This window comes from Actinomadura madurae (assembly GCF_047130825.1).
Taxonomy (GTDB): Bacteria; Actinomycetota; Actinomycetes; order Streptosporangiales; family Streptosporangiaceae; genus Spirillospora; species Spirillospora madurae.
Window position 1 is genome coordinate 5,864,412 of the sequence record NZ_CP083237.1, and the last position, 17,481, is coordinate 5,881,892.

Here is a 17,481-nt window from a genome sequence, read left to right on the forward strand (position 1 = left end):
AGACTGCGAGGGTAAGTTCCGAACATTGGAGAACTGGAATGCGCGACTTCTCAACGGCGGCCCGGCGGGCGGGCGCCGTGACCGCCGCGGTGACCGCGGCACTCGCCTGCACGGCGCCCAGCGCGACGGCCACCGCCGCCGCGGCCCCGCGACCACCGGCCTGGTGCAAGGCCGTCGGGGCGCTCGCCGTCCGGACGCTGCCGCACACGATCAGGATCGACGACTGCGACCTGCGCGGCCGGACCGTGCGCGGCAACGGGCTGGCGGCGGTCGTGCCGACCGACGGGACCTCGCTGGTGGCGCAGCAGCTGCACACCAACGGCGGCTCCGAGCTGCACATCCGGGTGGACCGGCGGACCGGCAAGATCACCATCCGCACCCGGAGCGGGCGGGTGCCGCAGGGCAGGCCGCGCATGGCCCGCGCGGCGGTGGCCGCGTGCCAGGACGGCACGTACCGTCCCGAGCCCGCCAGGTGGCCGCGGGGCCACACCGTCCAGTGGCACTACCACGCGGGGGGTTCCGGGCTGCCGCTGGCGCCCATCGCCAAGGGCGTCTCGAACATGGTCAACGCCCGCACCGACTGCGTGAGCGGGGGCCGGTTCACGCCGCAGCCGAACGTGCACGAGAACTACGCCGGGCAGAGCAACCGGCCGCCGAACCTGACCGGCGGGGCGGCCTGCGGCGCCCGCGACCGGGCCAACACGTTCGGCTGGCTGGCCATGCCGGGCGCGGGCCGCAACGTGCTCGCCGCGACCTGCATGTGGTTCAGCGGCACGCGGATGGTCGAGACGGACATGGCGCTGCAGACGCAGGACAGGCAGTGGTGGACGGGCGGGACGTGCCGGCCGGGCTCCTACTCCGTCGAGGCGGTCGCGACGCACGAGACGGGCCACGTCCTCGGCCTCGACCACGTCAGCGGGTCCCAGCACTCCGACCTCACGATGGCGCCGTCCATCGGGGCCTGCGACGACGGGGCCGCGACGCTCGGCAAGGGCGACCACGCCGGGCTGATCTCGCTCTACGGCGGGCGCTGACCGGCGGCGGGCCGGAGGCGGCGCGCGGCGCTCGCGCCGCGACTCAGCGCCTCGACGCGATCTTGCCGACGACGACGAGGCGGCGCCGGTCCGATCCCTTCGGCGTGCAGGTGATCAGCGTGACGTACCGGCCGTCCGGGGCGCTGCCGCGGTGGAACGGCACCGGCTCCAGAGCGCGCCGGTCCCGGGGCTTGATGACGCGCTTGAGCCGGACCCGGTACACGTAGGTCCGCCGGCCCACGCGCAGGACGATCCGGTCGCCGCGCCGCATCCGGTCCAGCTCGCCGAAGGGGTGCCGCCAGGTCGTCCGGTGGCCGAGCAGGACGGTGTTGCCCTCGCGCCCGGGGAGCGCGGTCCCCGGGTAGTGGCCGACGCCGCGCCGCAGCACCGCCCGGCCGACGCCCTGCCTGACCAGGGTCTTCAGGCCCATCCGCCGGATCTGGAGGCGCGCGATCACCGTGCCCGTCCGCGGCCGGGCCGCGGTGGCCGCGACCGCGGCCGTGCCGCGCGCGGGGGCGGCCTGCGCGGGCGGGACGGAGACGGCGGGCAGCGCGCAGAACGCGGCGACGGCGACCGCGCAGAGGGACTTCCGGCCGAGCATGGTTCTCTCCTCCATCTGGGGTTCCGCGGGCATGGGGAAGGGGGCGGCACGTCTGCCGCCCCCTTCCGCCGTCGTCCGGCCGCGGGTCGTCACCCTGGTCCGGACCATGTCAGGTCAGGAGAGCGGCGACCCGAGCGCGACGGGCACGCTGCCCTTGGCCAGGCGCGGGGCGATCCGCCCCGGCTCGACGCCGACGCCGGACGTCTTGACGGGCCGCTTGATCGTGTCGAGGACACCCCGCACGCCGGGCACGGCGTCCGCGGTGCGGTGGCCGGCGTCGGGACGCGCGACGCGGGAGCCGTCGGCGCGCATCGTCGAGGGCAGCTTGGTGTGCTCGGCCGCCGGGCGGTGCTTGGACGGCTTGTAGGGCTTCGGCTTCTTCGGCGTCCGGTAGGTGGGCGGCGCGGTCTTGTGCCCGTTGTCGACGGTCGCCCCGCCCTTGCACTGCGCCTCCGCCGCGCCGAGCGCGCCGACGGCGTTGCCGCAGGCGTTGACCGGGACGCTGATCGGGATGTAGGCCTGGTTGCCGTTCAGGATCCCGAAGTTGCCGGCGCTCTTCATCTTCACCTTGCGGCCGCCGGAGTTCTTGACGGTCGCGCCGCCCTTGCACTGGGCCTGCGCCGCGCCGAGCGCGCCCACGGCGTTGCCGCACACGTCGACCGGGACGCTGATCGGCGCGAACACCTGGTTGCCGTTGCCGATCCCGAAGTTGCCGGCGCTCTCCATCTTCACGTTGCGGCCGCCGGAGTTCTTGACGGTCGCGCCGCCCTTGCACTGGGCCCGGCTGATCCCGGCGATCGCGATGGCGTTGCCGCACACGTCGACGGGGATGCTGATCGGCGCGAACACCTGGTTGCCGTTCAGGACGCCGAAGTTGTGCGAGGTCTCCATGCGGACCTTGCCGTCGTGGCCGCCGCCGTGCAGGGTGGCGGCGCCGGCGGGCCCGGAGCCGAAGGCGGCTCCGACGACGAGGGCTCCCGCGGCCACCAGGGCCGCGCGGCTCGTGCTCTTCGCCCACTTGCGCATGAGTTTCTCCTGTCGTTGCTTCGATCTCGGTGGTGAACGCTGCGCGGCACCGTCCGGGTGGGCGCAGCCCGGCAGCGGCCGGTGGTCGGCCGTTGCCTCAGAGGAAGGTCTGGTGAAAGGGGGCGGGCGGCGTGCTTCGCGCACGCGGCCGCGCCGCGGCCGGCCGGGCGGTGGCCGGACGGCTGTGGGAGACCCCTAGTCGGGGACGACGGACGGGCCGCCGGGCGCGGCCACGTCGGACAGCGCCGTGCGGTGGAACGTCCCCGCGCCCGCGGCGGAAGGCGCCGCGGGGTACTGCCGGGTCAGCAGGTCGGCGAACGGCACGAACGGGTGCCCGCCGCCGGAGCCGGCGCTGCGCGGGCCGTCCTGTCCGGACGGCAGGGCGGGGTCCCGCACCGGGGCGCGGTCGCCGCCGCGGCAGGCCGCGCAGTGGCCGCCGTCGCCGTCCGGCGCGGCGCCCGCGAACGTCTCGGGCGCGCTGGTGTGACCGGCGCGCGTGGTGGCGGGCCCGCCCTTGTCGGAGGCGTGGCCGGCGTCGGCGTCCTCCCCCGGCTGCGCACCGGCGTCCGCCGGCGCGGCGTGCTCGGGGGCGGCGTGCTCGGGGCCGGTCATCTGCTGGACGAGTTCGCCGATGACGGGGCGGTCGGGCCGGACCTCGGGCGCGGGCAGCCGCGGGACGCCCGCGGCGGCGGTCAGCTCCTCGATCCGCTGGACGGCCCGGTCCTTGTCGTCGAGCACGTCCCGCTTGCGCGACCCGAGGTATTCCACGGGGTCGTCGCCGGCCTCCCGGAGGTCGCCGGAGAGGGACTCCGCCGGGTCCGCCGCGTCCCGGCCGTGGCCGGGCGAGAGGTGCCGGAGCGTGGACAGGTCGTCCGGCTCCATGGCGCCGTCGCCGAAGACGGCGTCATGGACGGCCTGCTGCGGCCGGGGCGCCGGCTCGTCGGCGAACGCCGTCTCGGTGAGCGCGGAGAGCGCGATCCAGCCGGCGAACGCGAAACCCGCGACGGCGGCGACACGGGCGAGAACGGGGACGATGGCATACCGGCACCGATCCTGCGGGCGAATTGCCCCGCGCTGGATCGGTAGGGACCGCATTGCCAGTTCTCCTTGTCGCCGCCGCCGGTGTTCGCATCCGGTTTCTGGTTCCGGTCGGCATGAAGGTAGCACCGCGGCGGCGGTGATCACGGAACGATTTCGAATTCTCCCTGCGTGTCCTCGAATCGTTTACCGGCGCATTAATTCCACTTTTACCGTGGACGGGTTTCCAGCGCCCGGCATTCCTTTTTACGAGAATTCTCCGTTTCGCCGGACGTCGGGGGCTTCGTCGCCCTCCCGGGGACCGTGGCGCACCGGCCGGGCCGTCCGATGACCGGAGGAAGCATGGCGGACGGTATCGAGTGCGCTACATTCGGTGAACGGACGGCCGCGGCGGCCGTCCGAGCGAGGAGCTTCCGATGCCCGACCCCTCGTCCGCGATCGCGCGGCTGCTGCCCGCGCGCCATCACCGCCCCCGTCGCCAGACCCACCGCTTCGTGACCCGCAACGAGGCCCAACTGATCGTTCTGTCCCGCGTCTCCGCCGGTCAGAGCACCTTCTCCAAGCGCGGATGGTCCTCGGCGTGGACGCTGTACTCACGCTGGGAGTGGACCAGGGCCACCGCCCGGGACGAGCGCGCCCGCCGCCGGGCCCGGCCGCCCTGGGCCTGACCCGCCCCGGCCGGCACCGCACCGCCGCGGTGCGCCGCCGGCCGGGGGACAAACCTTGACCGCCGGGTGACGATGTCCTACCGCCGGGGTACGTCCGCCTCCGGGACGCTCTCCGCCCGCACGGGCGGCATGCTCGGGCGCGGCCCGCGCCGGGAGATGTGGTGCGCGATCCGCCCGGCCGCGAACCCGGCGCCGTGCACGAACCGCATCACCGGCCCGAACGTGAGCGCGGCGGCGAGCCCGGCGAAGTAGAGGCCCGGCACCGACGCCTCGAAGTCGCGGGACAGGACCGGCGCGCCCGCCCGGGTCCTGATGCGGGCGCGCAGCTCGGGCGCGAGCAGCGGGAGCCGCTCCACGTCCGGGACGAACCCGGTCGCGGCGATCACGTGCTCGGCCTCGGTGACGAGGCGCCGCCCGTTCCGGTCGACGGTGGTGAGGGCGACGCCGTCGTCCAGCTCGACGGCCTTCGACAGGTGCCGACCGGTCGAGACGCGGATCCGGTCGTCGAGCCGGTCGCGCAGCCACCACGCTCCCGCCGGCGGGAGCGTCTCCCGGACGATCTTCCGCCGGGTCCGCTCCGGCAGGTACCGGACGATCCCCGGCCGCTCGGCCCACAGCCACGTCCGGTACCCGGTGCCGAGCCCGGACCGCGGTCCCTCCAGCAGCACGGAGCGCCGGGACCGGCGCTCCTCCGGGACGGTGTTCCAGTCGAGCTCGCGCCTGCGGGCCAGCAGGTGCGGGTGCGCGCCCGCGTCGGCGAGCAGCACCGCCGTCTCCAGCGCGGACTGCCCGGCGCCGACGACCGCGACGTCCTTGCCCGCGAACAGGCCGAGGTCGCTGTGGGCGCTGCTGTGCGAGACGAGCCAGGACGGCATGCCCTCCAGCTCGTCCGGGATGTGCGCGAACGGCCCGACGCCCACGGCGACCACGACGGTCCGGGCGGCGATCCGCTCGCCCGTGGACAGCGCGACGGCGAACCCGCCGCGGCCGCCGCGCCCGACGCTCACGACCTCGGCGTCCTCGGTGCCGGAGACGGCCTCGGCGGCGAACCAGCGCCCGTACTCGACGAAGGTCTCCAGGGGGATCGGGTGCCCGACCCGCCAGCCGCGGTGGCGGTCGATGAAGCGCAGGCCCTCCTGCGGCGCCCCCAGGCTGGACGCGAAGGGCTCGGACTTCAGGTACATGCCCTCCGGCATGTTGGCGTCCCAGAAGCGCATCGGCTCGCCGATGACGCGGACGTCCAGTCCGAGGTACCGCAGGTGGGCGGCGGTCGACAGGCCGTAGGGCCCGGCGCCGGCGATGACGACGTCGCATGCCGAGTCGCTCATGTTCCATTCCCCCGTGTGTTCGTGGTGTTACCCGGTGCGGAGCCGCCCGACCGCGCGGAGCGCGCTCTGCCGGCCCATGGCGAGGAAGGGCGGGAGGTCGTCGCCGGCGTACCAGGCGAGCTCGTCGGCCCTTCTCAGCGGGCGGAGGGTCTCCCGCAGGTGCTTCGGGCGCGGCAGGGGGCGCCGCGCCGATCGCCGGAGGTAGTGGTTCTCCACCAGCAGGTGGCGGCCGGGCGCCGGCCGCGCGGCCGGGACGGGGCGCCCCGACTGGTCGAGGTGCAGGACTCGGGCGAGGTCGAGCCCGATCCGGTCGGTGAACAGCCGGAACTGGGCGCCGATCCGCGGGTTGAAGTCCAGCAGGTGGTGGACGCCCTGCTCGGCGTCCAGCCGGAAGTCGAGGTCGACCAGGCCGCGACAGCCGAAGCGCCGGACGATCCCCGCCGCGAGCCGTTCGAGCGCCGGGTCGTCGACCCACTCGCCCGCGACGGTGTGCCCGGCGTGCGGCGGGTGCGCCAGGTGCTTGCGGCCGACCCCGCCGAACAGGCAGGCGAGGTCCTCGTCGAAGTACCCGTGGAAGAACCAGTCGCCGCCGGACGGCGGGATGCGCCGCTGCAGGATGAGCGGGCCCGCGCCGCCGCCGGAGGCGTCGTCCGGGCGGCGGTCTCGGGTGGCGGCGAACAGCCGGTGCAGCTCGCCGGCCGTCCGGACCAGGGTGGTGCTGCGCAGGCCGGGGCGGAGCCGCCACGGCCGCGCCCACTTGGCGATCAGCGGCAGCCCGAGGTCGGCGGCGGCCTCGTCGACCTCCGCCGCGGACCGCGGCATGCGGCTCGGCGGGCACGCGACGCCGTGCCGCTCGCAGGCCTCCAGCAGCCGGGCCTTGTCGGCGACGCCGCGGGGGACGGCGGGGTCCTGGCGGGGGAAGACGAAGCGGGACGCCAGCGGCGCCGCGTGCTCCGCGACGAAGATCGCCCCGGCGTCGTCCATCGGGAGGAGCAGCGCGCGCCGGCCGATCCGCTCGCCGACCGCCCGCAGGTGGTCCAGCAGCTCGTCCGGGCGTCCGGGGGGCGGCGCCCAGGGATGCGCGCGGGACAGGTAGCGGGACCGGGACGAGGGGTTGGCGTCGCCTTCGAGGATGGCGTGCACGGGGACGCCGGCGCGGCCGAGGCTGCGGATCGCCGCGAGCGTCCCGTGGTGGAGCGGGTTGCGGTCGGTGCGCAGCAGCAGCACGGGAAGGCCGGGATCGAGGCGCGTCATTTTCGTTCAGGCTCGATTCCACATATTGCGGTGCACGACGTCCCTTTCCCGGTGGTAAATTTTGCCATCGCCCGCTCCGGCGGCTTTTTCGCGGCGGACGTCCCAGGGCATACGATACGCATGAGCGGCGACATTATCCATCCAGCCGGGCACCACTCCGGGCGCCAGTGGAAAAGGGCATCGCGCTTTTGTCCACTCCCTCCCATTCTGGCCGCGTCCGTCATGCTGGTCGCGCTGATCGCGCCGGTATTCGCGACCTGGCCGCAACTCCGGTCGGCCCAGAGAACCGCGCCCTACGTGCCGTTGGGGGCCTTTCTCGGCTCGGGCGGGGAGGGCGTGGCCCGGCTGGGCCCGTTCGAGCGCTGGCTCGGCTCCACGGTCACCGTCGGCCGCACCTACCTGCCGGGCGACGACTGGGACGACATCGAGGGGCCGCGCGAGTTGCTGGCGGCGTGGGCGCGCTGGAAGGAGGCCGACCCCCGCCGGATGCTTGTGGTCAACGTCCCGATGATGGCCCCGAACGAGACGTGGCTGCCGCGGCCGGTGCTCGCCTCGCTGCTGCGCGCCGGGGCGCGCGGCGTGTTCGACGGGCACTACCGGGCCCTCGCGCGGCGGCTGGTGTCGGCCGGCGCGGGCGACGCGGTCCTCGTCCCCGGCTGGGAGATGAACGGGGAGGCCTACGCCGGCCGGTGCGCGCCCGATCCGGAGGCGTGGAAGACCTACTGGCGGCGGATCGTCGCCGCGATGCGCGGCGTCCCGGGCACGCGCCTGCGTTTCGACTTCGCGCCGTCTCGGGGGCGGGACGCGATTCCGTGGACGCAGTGCTATCCGGGCGACGACGTCGTAGACATCATCGGATCGGACAGTTACGACCAGCCGGCGGGAAAGTCCTTCCAAAGTTTCGTGGACGAGCCTTACGGACTGCGCGACCACGCGGATTTCGCCGCCGCGCACGGCAAGCCCATCTCGTTCCCCGAATGGGGGCTGTTCCGCAATTCCGACAACCCGGAATATGTCCGCGGAATGCATGACTGGATCATGTCGCACGACGTCGCCTACCAGTCGATCACGGATTACTGCCCGCACGGCGTCTGGTCGTGCGGCGGCAATCCGCGCTCGGCCGCCGCCTACCGGGAGCTGTTCGGCGGCGTGACGGCTCCGCCGCCGTCCCCGTCCGGGCCGTTCGTCCCGGCGCCGTCCCCGGCCTGGAAGGCGCCGGCGCCGGCGCCGACGCCGGCGAGGCCCGGATGGCCGGAGCCGCCGGCCACCGCCCGCGTCCCGGCGGTGGGCTCGTCCGGGGCGCCGCCGGCCCCGGCCACGTCGCGGGTGACGGCGGCGAGGAGCGCCACCGTCCCGGAGATGTCATAGGCCTCGGCCGCGGACGCCGCCGCCAGCCCCTCCCGTTCGGCGATGCCGGGGGACAGCAGCCGCGCGGCCACCTCCGCGGCGAGCGCGGCGGGGTCCTCGGCGGGAACGAGCGCGCCGAGACCGGGCCGGAGCAGCTCGGTGATGCCGGGGACGTCCGTCCCGATGAGGGGGCGTCCGGTGGCGAACGCCTCCAGCGCGGTGAGCGGCAGCCCCTCCCACCGCGACGGCAGCACGACGACGTTCGACGCCGCGAGCCAGTCGCGCGGATCGTCGACGGCCGGGACGAGGGACACCCCGGCGACCGCCTCGCCGCGCAGGGCGTCGAGGTCCTCGCCGTCCCCGACGACGGCCAGCCGCGCGGACGGGCACCGGGCGGTGACCTCCGGCCAGGCCGCGAGCAGGACGTCCTGCCCTTTCTGCCTGGTCAGGCGGCCGACGCAGACGGCGAGCGGGACGGTCGCGGGCAGCCCGAGCCGGGCGCGGGCGGCCAGCCGGGCGGCGCCGTCGGCGGGCCGGAACCGGCGGCGGTCGACGCCGTTGCGGACGACCCGGTACTCCCCGCGCACGCCCGCGCGCATGCCCTCCTGGAGCTCGCCGATGCCGACGCAGACGAGGGCGTCGGTCCAGCGGGCCGCGAGCCGCTCCCACAGCCGGCTGGGGGCCTCCTGCCGCCCGGTCGCGGCGAGCCAGGACCAGCCGTGCGGCTGGAAGATCGTCGGCGTGCCGCGCGGGCGGCGCGGCAGCCGCCCGGCCAGGCCCGCCTTCGCGGAGTGCAGGTGCACGACGTCCGGGGCGAAGGTCGCCACCAGGCGGCGGAGGCTGCGCGCCTCCAGCAGCGTGCGGGGCCCGGGGGCGCGGCGGGCGTCCCACGGGAACCAGGGGACGCCGGCCGCCGCGCACCGTTCCGGCAGGTCGCCGCCGCGGGGGCAGGCGACCGCCACCTCCCAGCCGCGCCTGCGCTGGTCGCCGGCCGCCTGCCCGACGTAGACGGCGACCCCGCCGCCGTTCGGCTGGCTGACGTGCAGGACCCGCAGCGGGCCGCGCGCCTCCCGGTCAGCCATCGCCGGCCGGCCGGCCGTCCCCCGCGTGCCGCCGCTCCGACAGGTGCGCGCGGGCGCGGGCGAGCCCGGCGAACGCGGCGGCGGGCGCGGACCTGCCGAGGATGATCCGCTCGTTGCGGACCGGCGCCGGCCGCCATTTCAGCTTGTAGGGCTCGTCGCCGCGCAGCAGGCTGACGCCCTGCCGGTGGCGCTCGCGGGCGAGCGCGAGGTCCTGGCGCAGCATCATCAGCGTGACGTCGAGGCAGGACCGCAGGTCGGGGATCGCGCCGTACAGGTAGGCGCCGACGTACCGGTGGCCGATGAGGAGGAGGTCGCTGGCGACGAGCCGCCCGTCCCACCGGTACTGCAGGACGGCGGCGCGCCCGTCGCGGACCATCCCGTCCGCCGCCTCGGCCAGGTGGCGGCGGAACCGGTCGCGCGTGTGCTCGGGGTTGACCGGGCGGCCCTCCCACTGCCAGAGGTGCAGGTCCAGCAGCGCGTGGACGGCGTCCGAGGCCCGCTCCGCCGGGACGCTCTCCACCGTGATGCCGCGCACGTCGATCTTGCGGAGCTTGGCGCGCATCTTGCCGGCGGTGCGGCGCGGCAGCCGTCCGAGCACGTCGTCGATGTCGGTCGCGGGCAGTTCGAGGCAGACCGACGACGGCGTCCGCCAGGCCCGCCGCGGCCACCGGTCGGCGACCAGGTGGGCGGCCGAGCGGGGCCGCACCTCGCGGAGGTCGAGCGCGCACCATCCGCGCTCGTCCAGCAGCGCCCGGGTGAGGTGCCGGACGGCGCCGTCCGCGTAGACGGGGTCGAGGAGGAAGTCGGTGAAGTCGCTCTGCTCCGCCGCGAGCGGGACGAGCACCGGGAACCCGTGCCGTGTGGCCGCCATCAGCGGCGCCGCCGCGACGAGCCGGCCCCGGTGGCGGACGGTCACGAGGCGGAGCCGCCCGCGCGTCCCGTACCAGCCCCACCACGACCTGAACCACTCGTACGTCTGGAAGGGCGTGGCGGCCGGGCTGCGGTCGTAGAGGTCGCGCAGCTCGCCGGCGAGGCCGACCAGGGACTGCTCGTCCCGGTGCACCTCGGCGGACCACTCGGCGGCCGGGGCGTCGACCGGCGACGGTGGGGCGATCGCGGTCACGAGCCCACCTCCGCCCGCTCGGCCGCGGGACCCGGCGCGGTGGCGGGACGTGTTTCCGCGCGCTCGCGGCCCCGCCCGCGGCGCCCGCCGCCGAGGGCGGCGCCGAGCCCGGCGAGCAGGACCCCGGACGCGGTGCCGACGGCGACGCCGAGCGGCAGGTTCGGCGACGAGGGCTCGGCGGGCCGCGTGGCGAGGTTCATCAGCGCGACGCGGACGCCCGTCTCGGCGTGGTGGGTCTTGCCGTACCGGACGAGGGCGTCGGCGGCGGCGTTGGCGTACGCGGCGGCGTCGCGGGGCGTCCGGGCGCTGCCGGCCAGCCGGATCAGCGGCGTGTCCGGCGAGGTGGACGCCTGGATGTGCTCGCGGGTGGCGCCCGCCGCGCCCTTGGGCAGCGGGATCGAGGAGTACTGGAGCGTCTCCGGGAGCGGCGCGAGCCGCCCGAAGGCCTGCGCGAAGCTGACCGCCGCCGGGCCGGCGCCGCCGTCGCGCTCGTCCACGGCCATGACGAACGACGTCGCGGTGTAGGTGCTGGGCGTGAACAGGGCGTAGCCGAGGCCGCCGAGCCCTCCGGCGAGCACGAGCGCGGCGGACGGGCCGGCGCGCCGGGCGAGCGCGGCGAGCCGGCCGCGCAGGCGCCGGGCGGTCCCGGCCCGCCCCCCGGTCTCAGGCTTCCTGTCGGCGTCACGTGGCGGCATCACGAACCCTTTCTCGTATCGGTGCGGCTCCGCGGACGGGCGGCTCGGGGCGGTAGAGCCGGGCGAGCTCGGCGGCGCGCTCGGCGATGGCGTACCGGGCGACGGCCGGCGGCACGCGGGTGCGGTCGCGGGGGGCGCGCAGGACGCGGGCGAGCTCGGCGCTCCAGATCCCGGCGTCGGTGGGGAGCCGGCGGGCCTGCGGGGCGGCGCCGGGCGGGAGGCCGTCGAGGGCGGGGCAGGCCGTGTAGCGGACGGGGAGCCCGGCGGCGAGCGCCTCCAGCACGCCGAGGCCGAACGTCTCCTGGACGGACGGGGCGGCGAGGACGTCCATCGCGGCGAGGGCGCCCGCGACGTCCGACGTCCCCCCGGCGAAGATCACGCGGCCGGCGACGCGCGGGTCGCGCGCCAGCCGTTCCAGCGCCGCCCGCTCCGGGCCCGCGCCGACCAGCAGCAGCCGGACGCCGCCGAGCCGCGCGACCGCCTCGATCAGCAGGTCGAAGCGCTTGGTCGGGACGAGCCGGCCGAGCGCGCCGACGACGGGCTCGGCCGGGCCGATCCCGAGGCGGCGGCGGGTCGCGGCGCGGCGGGCGGCGTCGAACGCGAACGCGGCCGCGTCGATGCCGTTCGGGATGACGGCGATCCGGCCGGGCGGCACGCCCCAGCCGCGCAGCCGGGCCGCGACGGCGGGCGACACCGCGACCGTCGCGGACCCGAGCCGCTCGGTCGCCCGGTAGAGCGCCCGGACGCCGCGGGTCGTCGGCCGTCCCTCGATGTGGCCGTCGCCGAGGGAGTGCTCGGTGGCGATGACGCGGGGCACGCCGGCCATGCGGGCGGCGATCCGGCCGTACACGCATGCCCGGTACAGGTGCGTGTGGACGACGTCGTACCGCCCGCGCCGGATCAGCCGGGCGAGCCGGGGCAGCGCGGCGAGGTCCCGGTTGCCGCGCATCCCGATCTCGTGCACGGGGACGCCCGATCGGCGGATCTCCGCGCCGAGCGTGCCGGTCCGGGTCAGGGTGGCGACCTCGCAGGCCACCGGCAGGTGGCGCAGCAGCAGCACGAGCTGGCGTTCGGCGCCGCCGTGCTCCAGCCCGGTGATGACGTGCAGGACCCTGGTCACACGCGCCTCCGCCGGCGCAGTTCGTGGCGGACGAGCTTGACGCGCAGCCGCAGGGGGCCGTCCCGGTCGCCGATGTAGGTGCGGGCGAGCGCGTGCCGTCCCGGCTGCTCGGGGCTGATGTCGCAGGCGTAGTCGTACCCGGCGGCGCGCACGGCCTCGGCCTCGCGGGCGGTGGCGTGCCCGTAGGGGTAGGCGAAGCCGGTCACCGGGCCGTCGATGAGGTCCTCCAGGACGGCGCGGCTCTCCTCCAGCTCCTCGCGCAGCTCGGTCTCGTCGGTGGCCGGCAGGGAGACGTGGTGGCGGCCGTGCGAGGCGATCTCCATGCCGGCGTCGGCGACCATCCGGATCTGGTCGGCCGTCATCAGCGGCTTGCGCGGGCCGTCGTCCCACGCGTTGAAGGACCCGATCCGCCCGGACACGATGAACGTCGTCGCGCCGAACCCGTACCGCACGAGGACCGGGAGGGCCCGCGTCGCGAAGTCGGCGTACCCGTCGTCGAAGGTGAGCCCGACGAGGCCGCGCGCCCGGCCGGCGGCGTGCGCGGCCAGCAGTTCGCCCATGCCGGCGCCGCGCAGGCCCCGCGCCCGCAGCCACGCCATCTGCCGCGCGAACCGGGCGGGCGACACCGTGACCAGGTGCGGGTCCTCATCGAAGTGGTCGACCGAGTGGTACATCAGCACCAGCGGAGCCGGCCGGATCTCCCCGGCCGGGGGCGCCGGCTCGGCCGGCCGTGTCGTCTCCGTCAGGTGCGCTGGTTCTGTCGGCTGGCTCACTGGTATCCCCCGATTCGATGCGGCCGCGCCGGGCACGCGCGCGGAGCGGCCCGGAAGCGATCCATGGAGAGGCGAGGCCGGGTCCCGCCAGGACGGCGAGGACGGCGAAGGCCGCGGTGGTGACGGCTCCGCCCGCGGCGAGCTGGACGAGGTCGGAGCCGTCCAGCGCCCCGGCGGCGAGGCGGCCCGCCGCGCAGGCACCGGCGGCGGCGAGCGCGAGCCGGGACACCTCGGCGGCGACGCGGCGCAGCGGGATCGGCGCGACGCCCCGCCGCAGCCCGGCCAGCAGCAGGACGGCGGCGAGCGTGATCCCGGCGGCGTTCGCGGCGGCCAGCGCGATCGTCCCGGCGGACGCGGCGAACGCCCCGCCGATCGCCGCGGTGACCGCCAGGCCCGCGGCGATCACGGCCGCCGGGCGCCAGGTCGGCCGCCGCTGCGCGAAGAACGCGCGGGCGGCGAGGCCGACGGCGGTCTGCCCCCACAGGCCGAGGGCGTAGACGCGCATGATGGACGCGGTGCTCGCCGTGTCCGCGGGCCCGAACGCGCCGTGCTCGAACAGCACCCGGACGATCGCGGGCGCGAACGCGACGAGGAACGCGGCGGCGGCCAGCACCATCGCGCTCGCGACGAGGATGTCCTGCCGGATGCGGCGGGCGACCTGCGCGGTGTCCCCGTCCGCCGAGGCGCGGGCGAGCCTCGGGAACGTGACCGTCACGATCAGCAGCGAGAGCACCATCGGCACCTGCGCGACCTTCTGCGCGTAGTTCAGGTGCGAGATGGACCCGGCGGGCAGCTCCGACCCGAGGAACCTCTCCACGAACACCTGCGCCTGCCGCGTCACCGTGTAGACGACGACGGGCGCGACGGCCGCGAGCCCGAGGCGGATGTCCGGGCCGGCGGCCGGGGCCGGTGCCGGGGCGGCGCGCAGGCAGCGGGCGAAGGCGGGCGCCTGGACCGCGACCATCAGCACGCTGCCGCAGGCCACGCCGACCGCCGCGCTGGTGACGCCGATCAGGCCGGAGAAGCCAGCGATCAGCGCGAGGATGCCGGCGTTGTAGGCGAGGTAGATCGCGGCGGGCGGGCCGAACGTGTGGTGGGCGCGCAGCACCGCGCTCATGAAGCCCGCGACGCCGAACGTCACGACGGTGACGGCGGTGAGCCGGACGCAGAGCACGGCCGGGCCCCGCTCGGGGAGCCCCGGCGCGAGGACGTCCACGACGAGCGGCGCGAAGACGGCGAGGGCGGCGGTGACCAGCGACAGGCCGAGCACCATGCGCGGCAGCGTCGTGGCGGCGAGCGGGCGCGGGCCGTCGCCGCGGGCGAGCAGCCGCGTGACGGCGGGCACCATCAGCAGCGCCATCGCGTCCTCGATCAGCAGCGGCGAGACGGTCTCGGGGATCGTCCAGGCGACCAGGAACGCGTCCGTGCTGCCGCTGGCGCCGAACAGGTGCGCCATCGCGAGGTCGCGCAGGAACCCGAGCCCGGTGCCGGCGGCGATGAGCACGCCCGACAGCGCGGCGGCGCGGCCGACGGAGCCCGTCCCGGCCCGGGTCATCCGCGGACCGCCCCGATGGCGCGGGCGGCGGCGATGCCGAGGACGACGGCGGTGAGCGGGCAGGTCGGCCCGCCGAGGTCCGCGTACAGGAAGTTGACCAGCAGGAACGCCATCAGCGCGACGCTGGCGAGCCAGAACGGGTCGCGGGCGCGGCGGCGCCGCCACAGCCCGGCGACGATCGCGCCGAGCAGCGTGAGGAGCCCGGCGAGGCCCACCACTCCCTGCTCGGACAGGAACAGCAGGTACTGGTTGTGCGGTGACAGGAGCGGCTGCCGGACGTACCCGTTCACCGGGTCGGCGGTCTCGCTGCCGGACGACAGCTCGATCGAGGCGTAGGTGTCGCGGTAGGCCGGGAAGTTCTTCACGCCGACGCCCGCGACCGGATGGTCCTCCCAGATGCGGACCGCGGCGGCCCACAGCTCGTACCGGTCGTCCACGGACCGGTCGGGATGGACGATCGAGCCCACCATCGACCTGGACCGCTCGACGACCGCCTGCGACCCGCCGCCCGCCACGCCCGCCAGCACGACCACCAGCGCGCCGCAGCAGGCCAGCACCTTCACCGCCGTCCACCGGTCGAAGAGCACCAGCATGAGGACGGCGGCGGCGCCGAGCGCGATCCACGTCCCGCGGCTGAGCGCCAGTGCCAGCGCGGCGGCCAGCACCGCGAGTCCCGCCAGCGCGGCCGGGACGGCGGCGGCGCCGCGCCCGGGGGCCGACAGCGCGAAGGCGGCCAGGATGAGGAACGCGAACCCGGCGACGATCGACATGGCCATGACGTCGAGGGCGCCGAACGTCCCGACGGCCCGGATGCTCTGGCCACCCATGGAGGCGCCGTTGCCGGTGCCCGCCTGCCAGATCCCGTAGGCCGCCTCCACGAGCCCGAGGCCGAGCACCGCCCAGCAGACGATCGCGAGGTCGCGCCGGTCCCGCAGCAGCAGCACGACCGCCAGCGGCACCAGCACGAAGACCTGGAGGTCGCGGACGAACCCGGCCAGGCTGGCGCCGATGTCGGCCGAGTGGACGGTGCTGGCGCCGAGCGCGGCGATCAGCGGCCCGAACGCCAGCGGGGCCCGGCGCGGCATCGCGACCCGGCCGGTGACCAGCAGGAAAGCGGCGACCAGGACGAGCCCGCCGCTGGCCACGTCCCCGGCAGTGACCTGCACGCCCGGCCCGGACGCCGCGTCGCCGGGCGGGATCCCGACGCAGGCCACGGCCACCGCGACCAGCCAGCTCGGGCGCCGCGGGACCGCCCTCGCGACGAGCGGCGCCGCCGGCGCGCAGACCGTCATCCGGAGTCCCGGCAGAGCATCGCCCGCGCCGTCAGCAGCAGGATCCGGAGGTCGGCGGCCACCGACCAGTGGTCGATGTAGTGGTTGTCGAGCCGCGCCCGCAGCTCGATGGAGGTGTCGCCGCGGAACCCGTGCACCTGCGCCCAGCCCGTCATCCCGGCCGGGGCGCGGTGCCGCAGCGTGTAGCCGGGGCAGGTGCGGGAGAACTGGTCGACGAAGTGCGGGCGCTCCGGGCGCGGGCCCACGAGGCTCATGTCACCGCGGATGACGTTCCACAGCTGCGGCAGCTCGTCCAGCGACGTGTTCCGCAGGAAGCGGCCGACCCGTCCCATCCGACCGTCGTTCTTGACCGTCCAGCGGGTGTCGGCCTCGTGCTCGTCCGCAGGTTTCAGCGTGCGGAACTTCAGCAGGACGAACTCCTCGCCGCCGAGGCCGATCCGCCGCTGCCGGAACAGAACGCCGGGACCGCCTTCGATCCGGACCGCCGCCGCGCACACCGCGAGCAGCGGCAGCGCGGGCACGAGGACCAGGACCGCGATGATGACGTCGAGGGCGCGCTTGGCGCGCCGGGCGGCCGGGTCGTGCAGCGGGCCGCCGACCCGCGCGCACGGCAGCCCGGCGAGGTACTCGCGCCGCGCCGGCACCACCGGGACGACGTCCGACGGCGGCTGGACGAGCAGCGTCTCGCAGGGCAGCCCGAACGACACGCGCAGCACGGCGTCCAGCCGGTGGGGGTGGACGTCCTCGGCGACGACGACCAGCGTGCCGATCCGGTGCTCGGTGACGATCGCGGGCAGGTCGGAGGTGTCCCCGAGCAGGGGCGCGGCGCCGGGGTGACCGGGCGGACGCCCCGCGGTCACCTGCCCGACCGCCGCGAGCCCGTACTCGCCGCGTTCCCGCAGGACCTCCAGGACGTGCTCGGTCATGGCGCCCGTGCCGACGACCAGGGCCGGCCGCGCCCTGGAGCGGCGGCACCGGTACGTCCTGACCGCGGCGTTCACGCAGGCGCGCCCGCCCGCCTGGACCGTGAGGGCGACGGCCGTGATCCACGGCCAGGCCGCGGGGTCCGCGAGGAGCGCCGCCGCGGCGGCGCCGACGAGGGCCGCCCGGACGAGCAGCGGCGGCAGGTCGGCCAGCAGGGAGGGGCTGCGGCGCATCCGGTACAGCCCGGCGGACGCGTTCAGGAGCATGATCGCCAACGCGGCCGGGCCGGCGAGGAAGCCACCCCGGGTGAGCGTCACGGCGGCGGCCATCGCCCAGCCGTCCAGCAGGGCGAGGCAGACCGGGCACAGCCCGGCCAGTAACCGCGGACCGGCGCCCCCGGACGGGACGGCCGTCCCGTCCGCCGCCGCGGCGAGCTCCGGAGGAGCCGCGCCCGGCTCGATGGCGGAGGTCAGCCCCTGGGCTCTCATCGCGCGTCCCTTTCACAGGCAAGAACTCACGTCGCGGGGGCCGTCACCGGCGGCCACGGAACAGAATCGCAGCCGGTCACGGCGCGAATCGCCGCCTTTAACCGGTGCCGCCACAGACTTGAGCAGAAGATCG

15 protein-coding genes and 1 pseudogene are annotated in these 17,481 nt (G+C 76.1%); 3 read left to right on the forward strand and 13 right to left on the reverse strand.

Going from position 1 to position 17,481, the window contains the following annotated elements; all coding sequences use genetic code 11:
• Positions 1–38 precede the first annotated feature (38 nt).
• Positions 39–1,034 carry a matrixin family metalloprotease gene (locus K8Z49_RS26545; RefSeq protein WP_021600235.1) on the forward strand — a complete coding sequence of 332 codons (996 nt, stop codon included), beginning with the start codon at positions 39–41 and terminating at the stop codon, positions 1,032–1,034.
• Between the two features lie 43 nt (positions 1,035–1,077).
• On the opposite strand, the gene K8Z49_RS26550 is transcribed toward K8Z49_RS26545, so the two are convergent.
• From K8Z49_RS26550 to K8Z49_RS26560, 3 genes are all read right to left on the reverse strand, one after another.
• Positions 1,078–1,650, reverse strand: coding sequence for a class E sortase (locus tag K8Z49_RS26550; RefSeq protein ID WP_024934248.1), 573 nt, complete (start codon positions 1,648–1,650; stop codon positions 1,078–1,080).
• A gap of 99 nt (positions 1,651–1,749) precedes the next feature.
• The gene (locus tag K8Z49_RS26555) at positions 1,750–2,661 is read right to left on the reverse strand and encodes a chaplin family protein (RefSeq protein ID WP_412515499.1); all 912 of its coding nucleotides are present in this window, start codon (positions 2,659–2,661) and stop codon (positions 1,750–1,752) included.
• Positions 2,662–2,856: 195 nt separating this feature from the next.
• Positions 2,857–3,756: a hypothetical protein gene (locus K8Z49_RS26560; protein WP_412515500.1), complete on the reverse strand. Its 900-nt coding sequence runs from the start codon at positions 3,754–3,756 to the stop codon at positions 2,857–2,859.
• A 359-nt stretch (positions 3,757–4,115) separates the two neighbouring features.
• Here K8Z49_RS26560 and K8Z49_RS26565 point away from each other — a divergent pair, with 359 nt between their 5' ends.
• Positions 4,116–4,367 (forward strand): hypothetical protein, encoded by a 252-nt coding sequence (locus K8Z49_RS26565; RefSeq protein ID WP_024934246.1) that lies wholly within the window; start codon positions 4,116–4,118, stop codon positions 4,365–4,367.
• Positions 4,368–4,444: 77 nt separating this feature from the next.
• On the opposite strand, the gene K8Z49_RS26570 is transcribed toward K8Z49_RS26565, so the two are convergent.
• The gene (locus K8Z49_RS26570) at positions 4,445–5,695 is read right to left on the reverse strand and encodes an FAD-dependent oxidoreductase (protein WP_024934245.1); all 1,251 of its coding nucleotides are present in this window, start codon (positions 5,693–5,695) and stop codon (positions 4,445–4,447) included.
• A gap of 27 nt (positions 5,696–5,722) precedes the next feature.
• Positions 5,723–6,949 carry an ATP-grasp domain-containing protein gene (locus K8Z49_RS26575; protein ID WP_412515501.1) on the reverse strand — a complete coding sequence of 409 codons (1,227 nt, stop codon included), beginning with the start codon at positions 6,947–6,949 and terminating at the stop codon, positions 5,723–5,725.
• Between the two features lie 222 nt (positions 6,950–7,171).
• On the opposite strand from K8Z49_RS26575, the gene K8Z49_RS26580 reads away from it, so the two are divergent.
• On the forward strand, positions 7,172–8,317 hold the full coding sequence (locus tag K8Z49_RS26580) for a glycoside hydrolase family 26 protein (protein WP_412515502.1): 1,146 nt from the start codon (positions 7,172–7,174) through the stop codon (positions 8,315–8,317).
• A gap of 107 nt (positions 8,318–8,424) precedes the next feature.
• Here K8Z49_RS26580 and K8Z49_RS26585 read toward each other — a convergent pair.
• From K8Z49_RS26585 to K8Z49_RS26620, 8 genes and pseudogenes are all read right to left on the reverse strand, one after another.
• Positions 8,425–9,378: pseudogene (locus tag K8Z49_RS26585) on the reverse strand (glycosyltransferase); the annotation flags it as partial.
• Positions 9,371–10,501 carry a GNAT family N-acetyltransferase gene (locus K8Z49_RS26590; RefSeq protein ID WP_024934243.1) on the reverse strand — a complete coding sequence of 377 codons (1,131 nt, stop codon included), beginning with the start codon at positions 10,499–10,501 and terminating at the stop codon, positions 9,371–9,373. The gene K8Z49_RS26590 and the pseudogene K8Z49_RS26585, both read right to left, overlap by 8 nt.
• On the reverse strand, positions 10,498–11,196 hold the full coding sequence (locus K8Z49_RS26595) for a hypothetical protein (RefSeq protein ID WP_412515503.1): 699 nt from the start codon (positions 11,194–11,196) through the stop codon (positions 10,498–10,500). The genes K8Z49_RS26590 and K8Z49_RS26595 overlap by 4 nt, the downstream gene beginning before the upstream one ends.
• On the reverse strand, positions 11,183–12,316 hold the full coding sequence (locus K8Z49_RS26600) for a glycosyltransferase (RefSeq protein WP_412515504.1): 1,134 nt from the start codon (positions 12,314–12,316) through the stop codon (positions 11,183–11,185). Before K8Z49_RS26600 ends, K8Z49_RS26595 begins: the two co-directional genes overlap by 14 nt.
• Positions 12,313–12,990, reverse strand: a complete 678-nt coding sequence (locus tag K8Z49_RS26605) for a polysaccharide deacetylase family protein (RefSeq protein WP_024934240.1) — start codon at positions 12,988–12,990, stop codon at positions 12,313–12,315. The genes K8Z49_RS26600 and K8Z49_RS26605 overlap by 4 nt, the downstream gene beginning before the upstream one ends.
• Positions 12,962–14,644 carry a lipid II flippase MurJ gene (locus tag K8Z49_RS26610; RefSeq protein WP_412515505.1) on the reverse strand — a complete coding sequence of 561 codons (1,683 nt, stop codon included), beginning with the start codon at positions 14,642–14,644 and terminating at the stop codon, positions 12,962–12,964. Before K8Z49_RS26610 ends, K8Z49_RS26605 begins: the two co-directional genes overlap by 29 nt.
• Positions 14,641–15,936: an O-antigen ligase family protein gene (locus K8Z49_RS26615; RefSeq protein ID WP_412515506.1), complete on the reverse strand. Its 1,296-nt coding sequence runs from the start codon at positions 15,934–15,936 to the stop codon at positions 14,641–14,643. Before K8Z49_RS26615 ends, K8Z49_RS26610 begins: the two co-directional genes overlap by 4 nt.
• Complete coding sequence (locus tag K8Z49_RS26620; protein ID WP_412515507.1) at positions 15,933–17,348, reverse strand: exopolysaccharide biosynthesis polyprenyl glycosylphosphotransferase; 1,416 nt, start codon at positions 17,346–17,348, stop codon at positions 15,933–15,935. The genes K8Z49_RS26615 and K8Z49_RS26620 overlap by 4 nt, the downstream gene beginning before the upstream one ends.
• Positions 17,349–17,481: the final 133 nt, after the last annotated feature.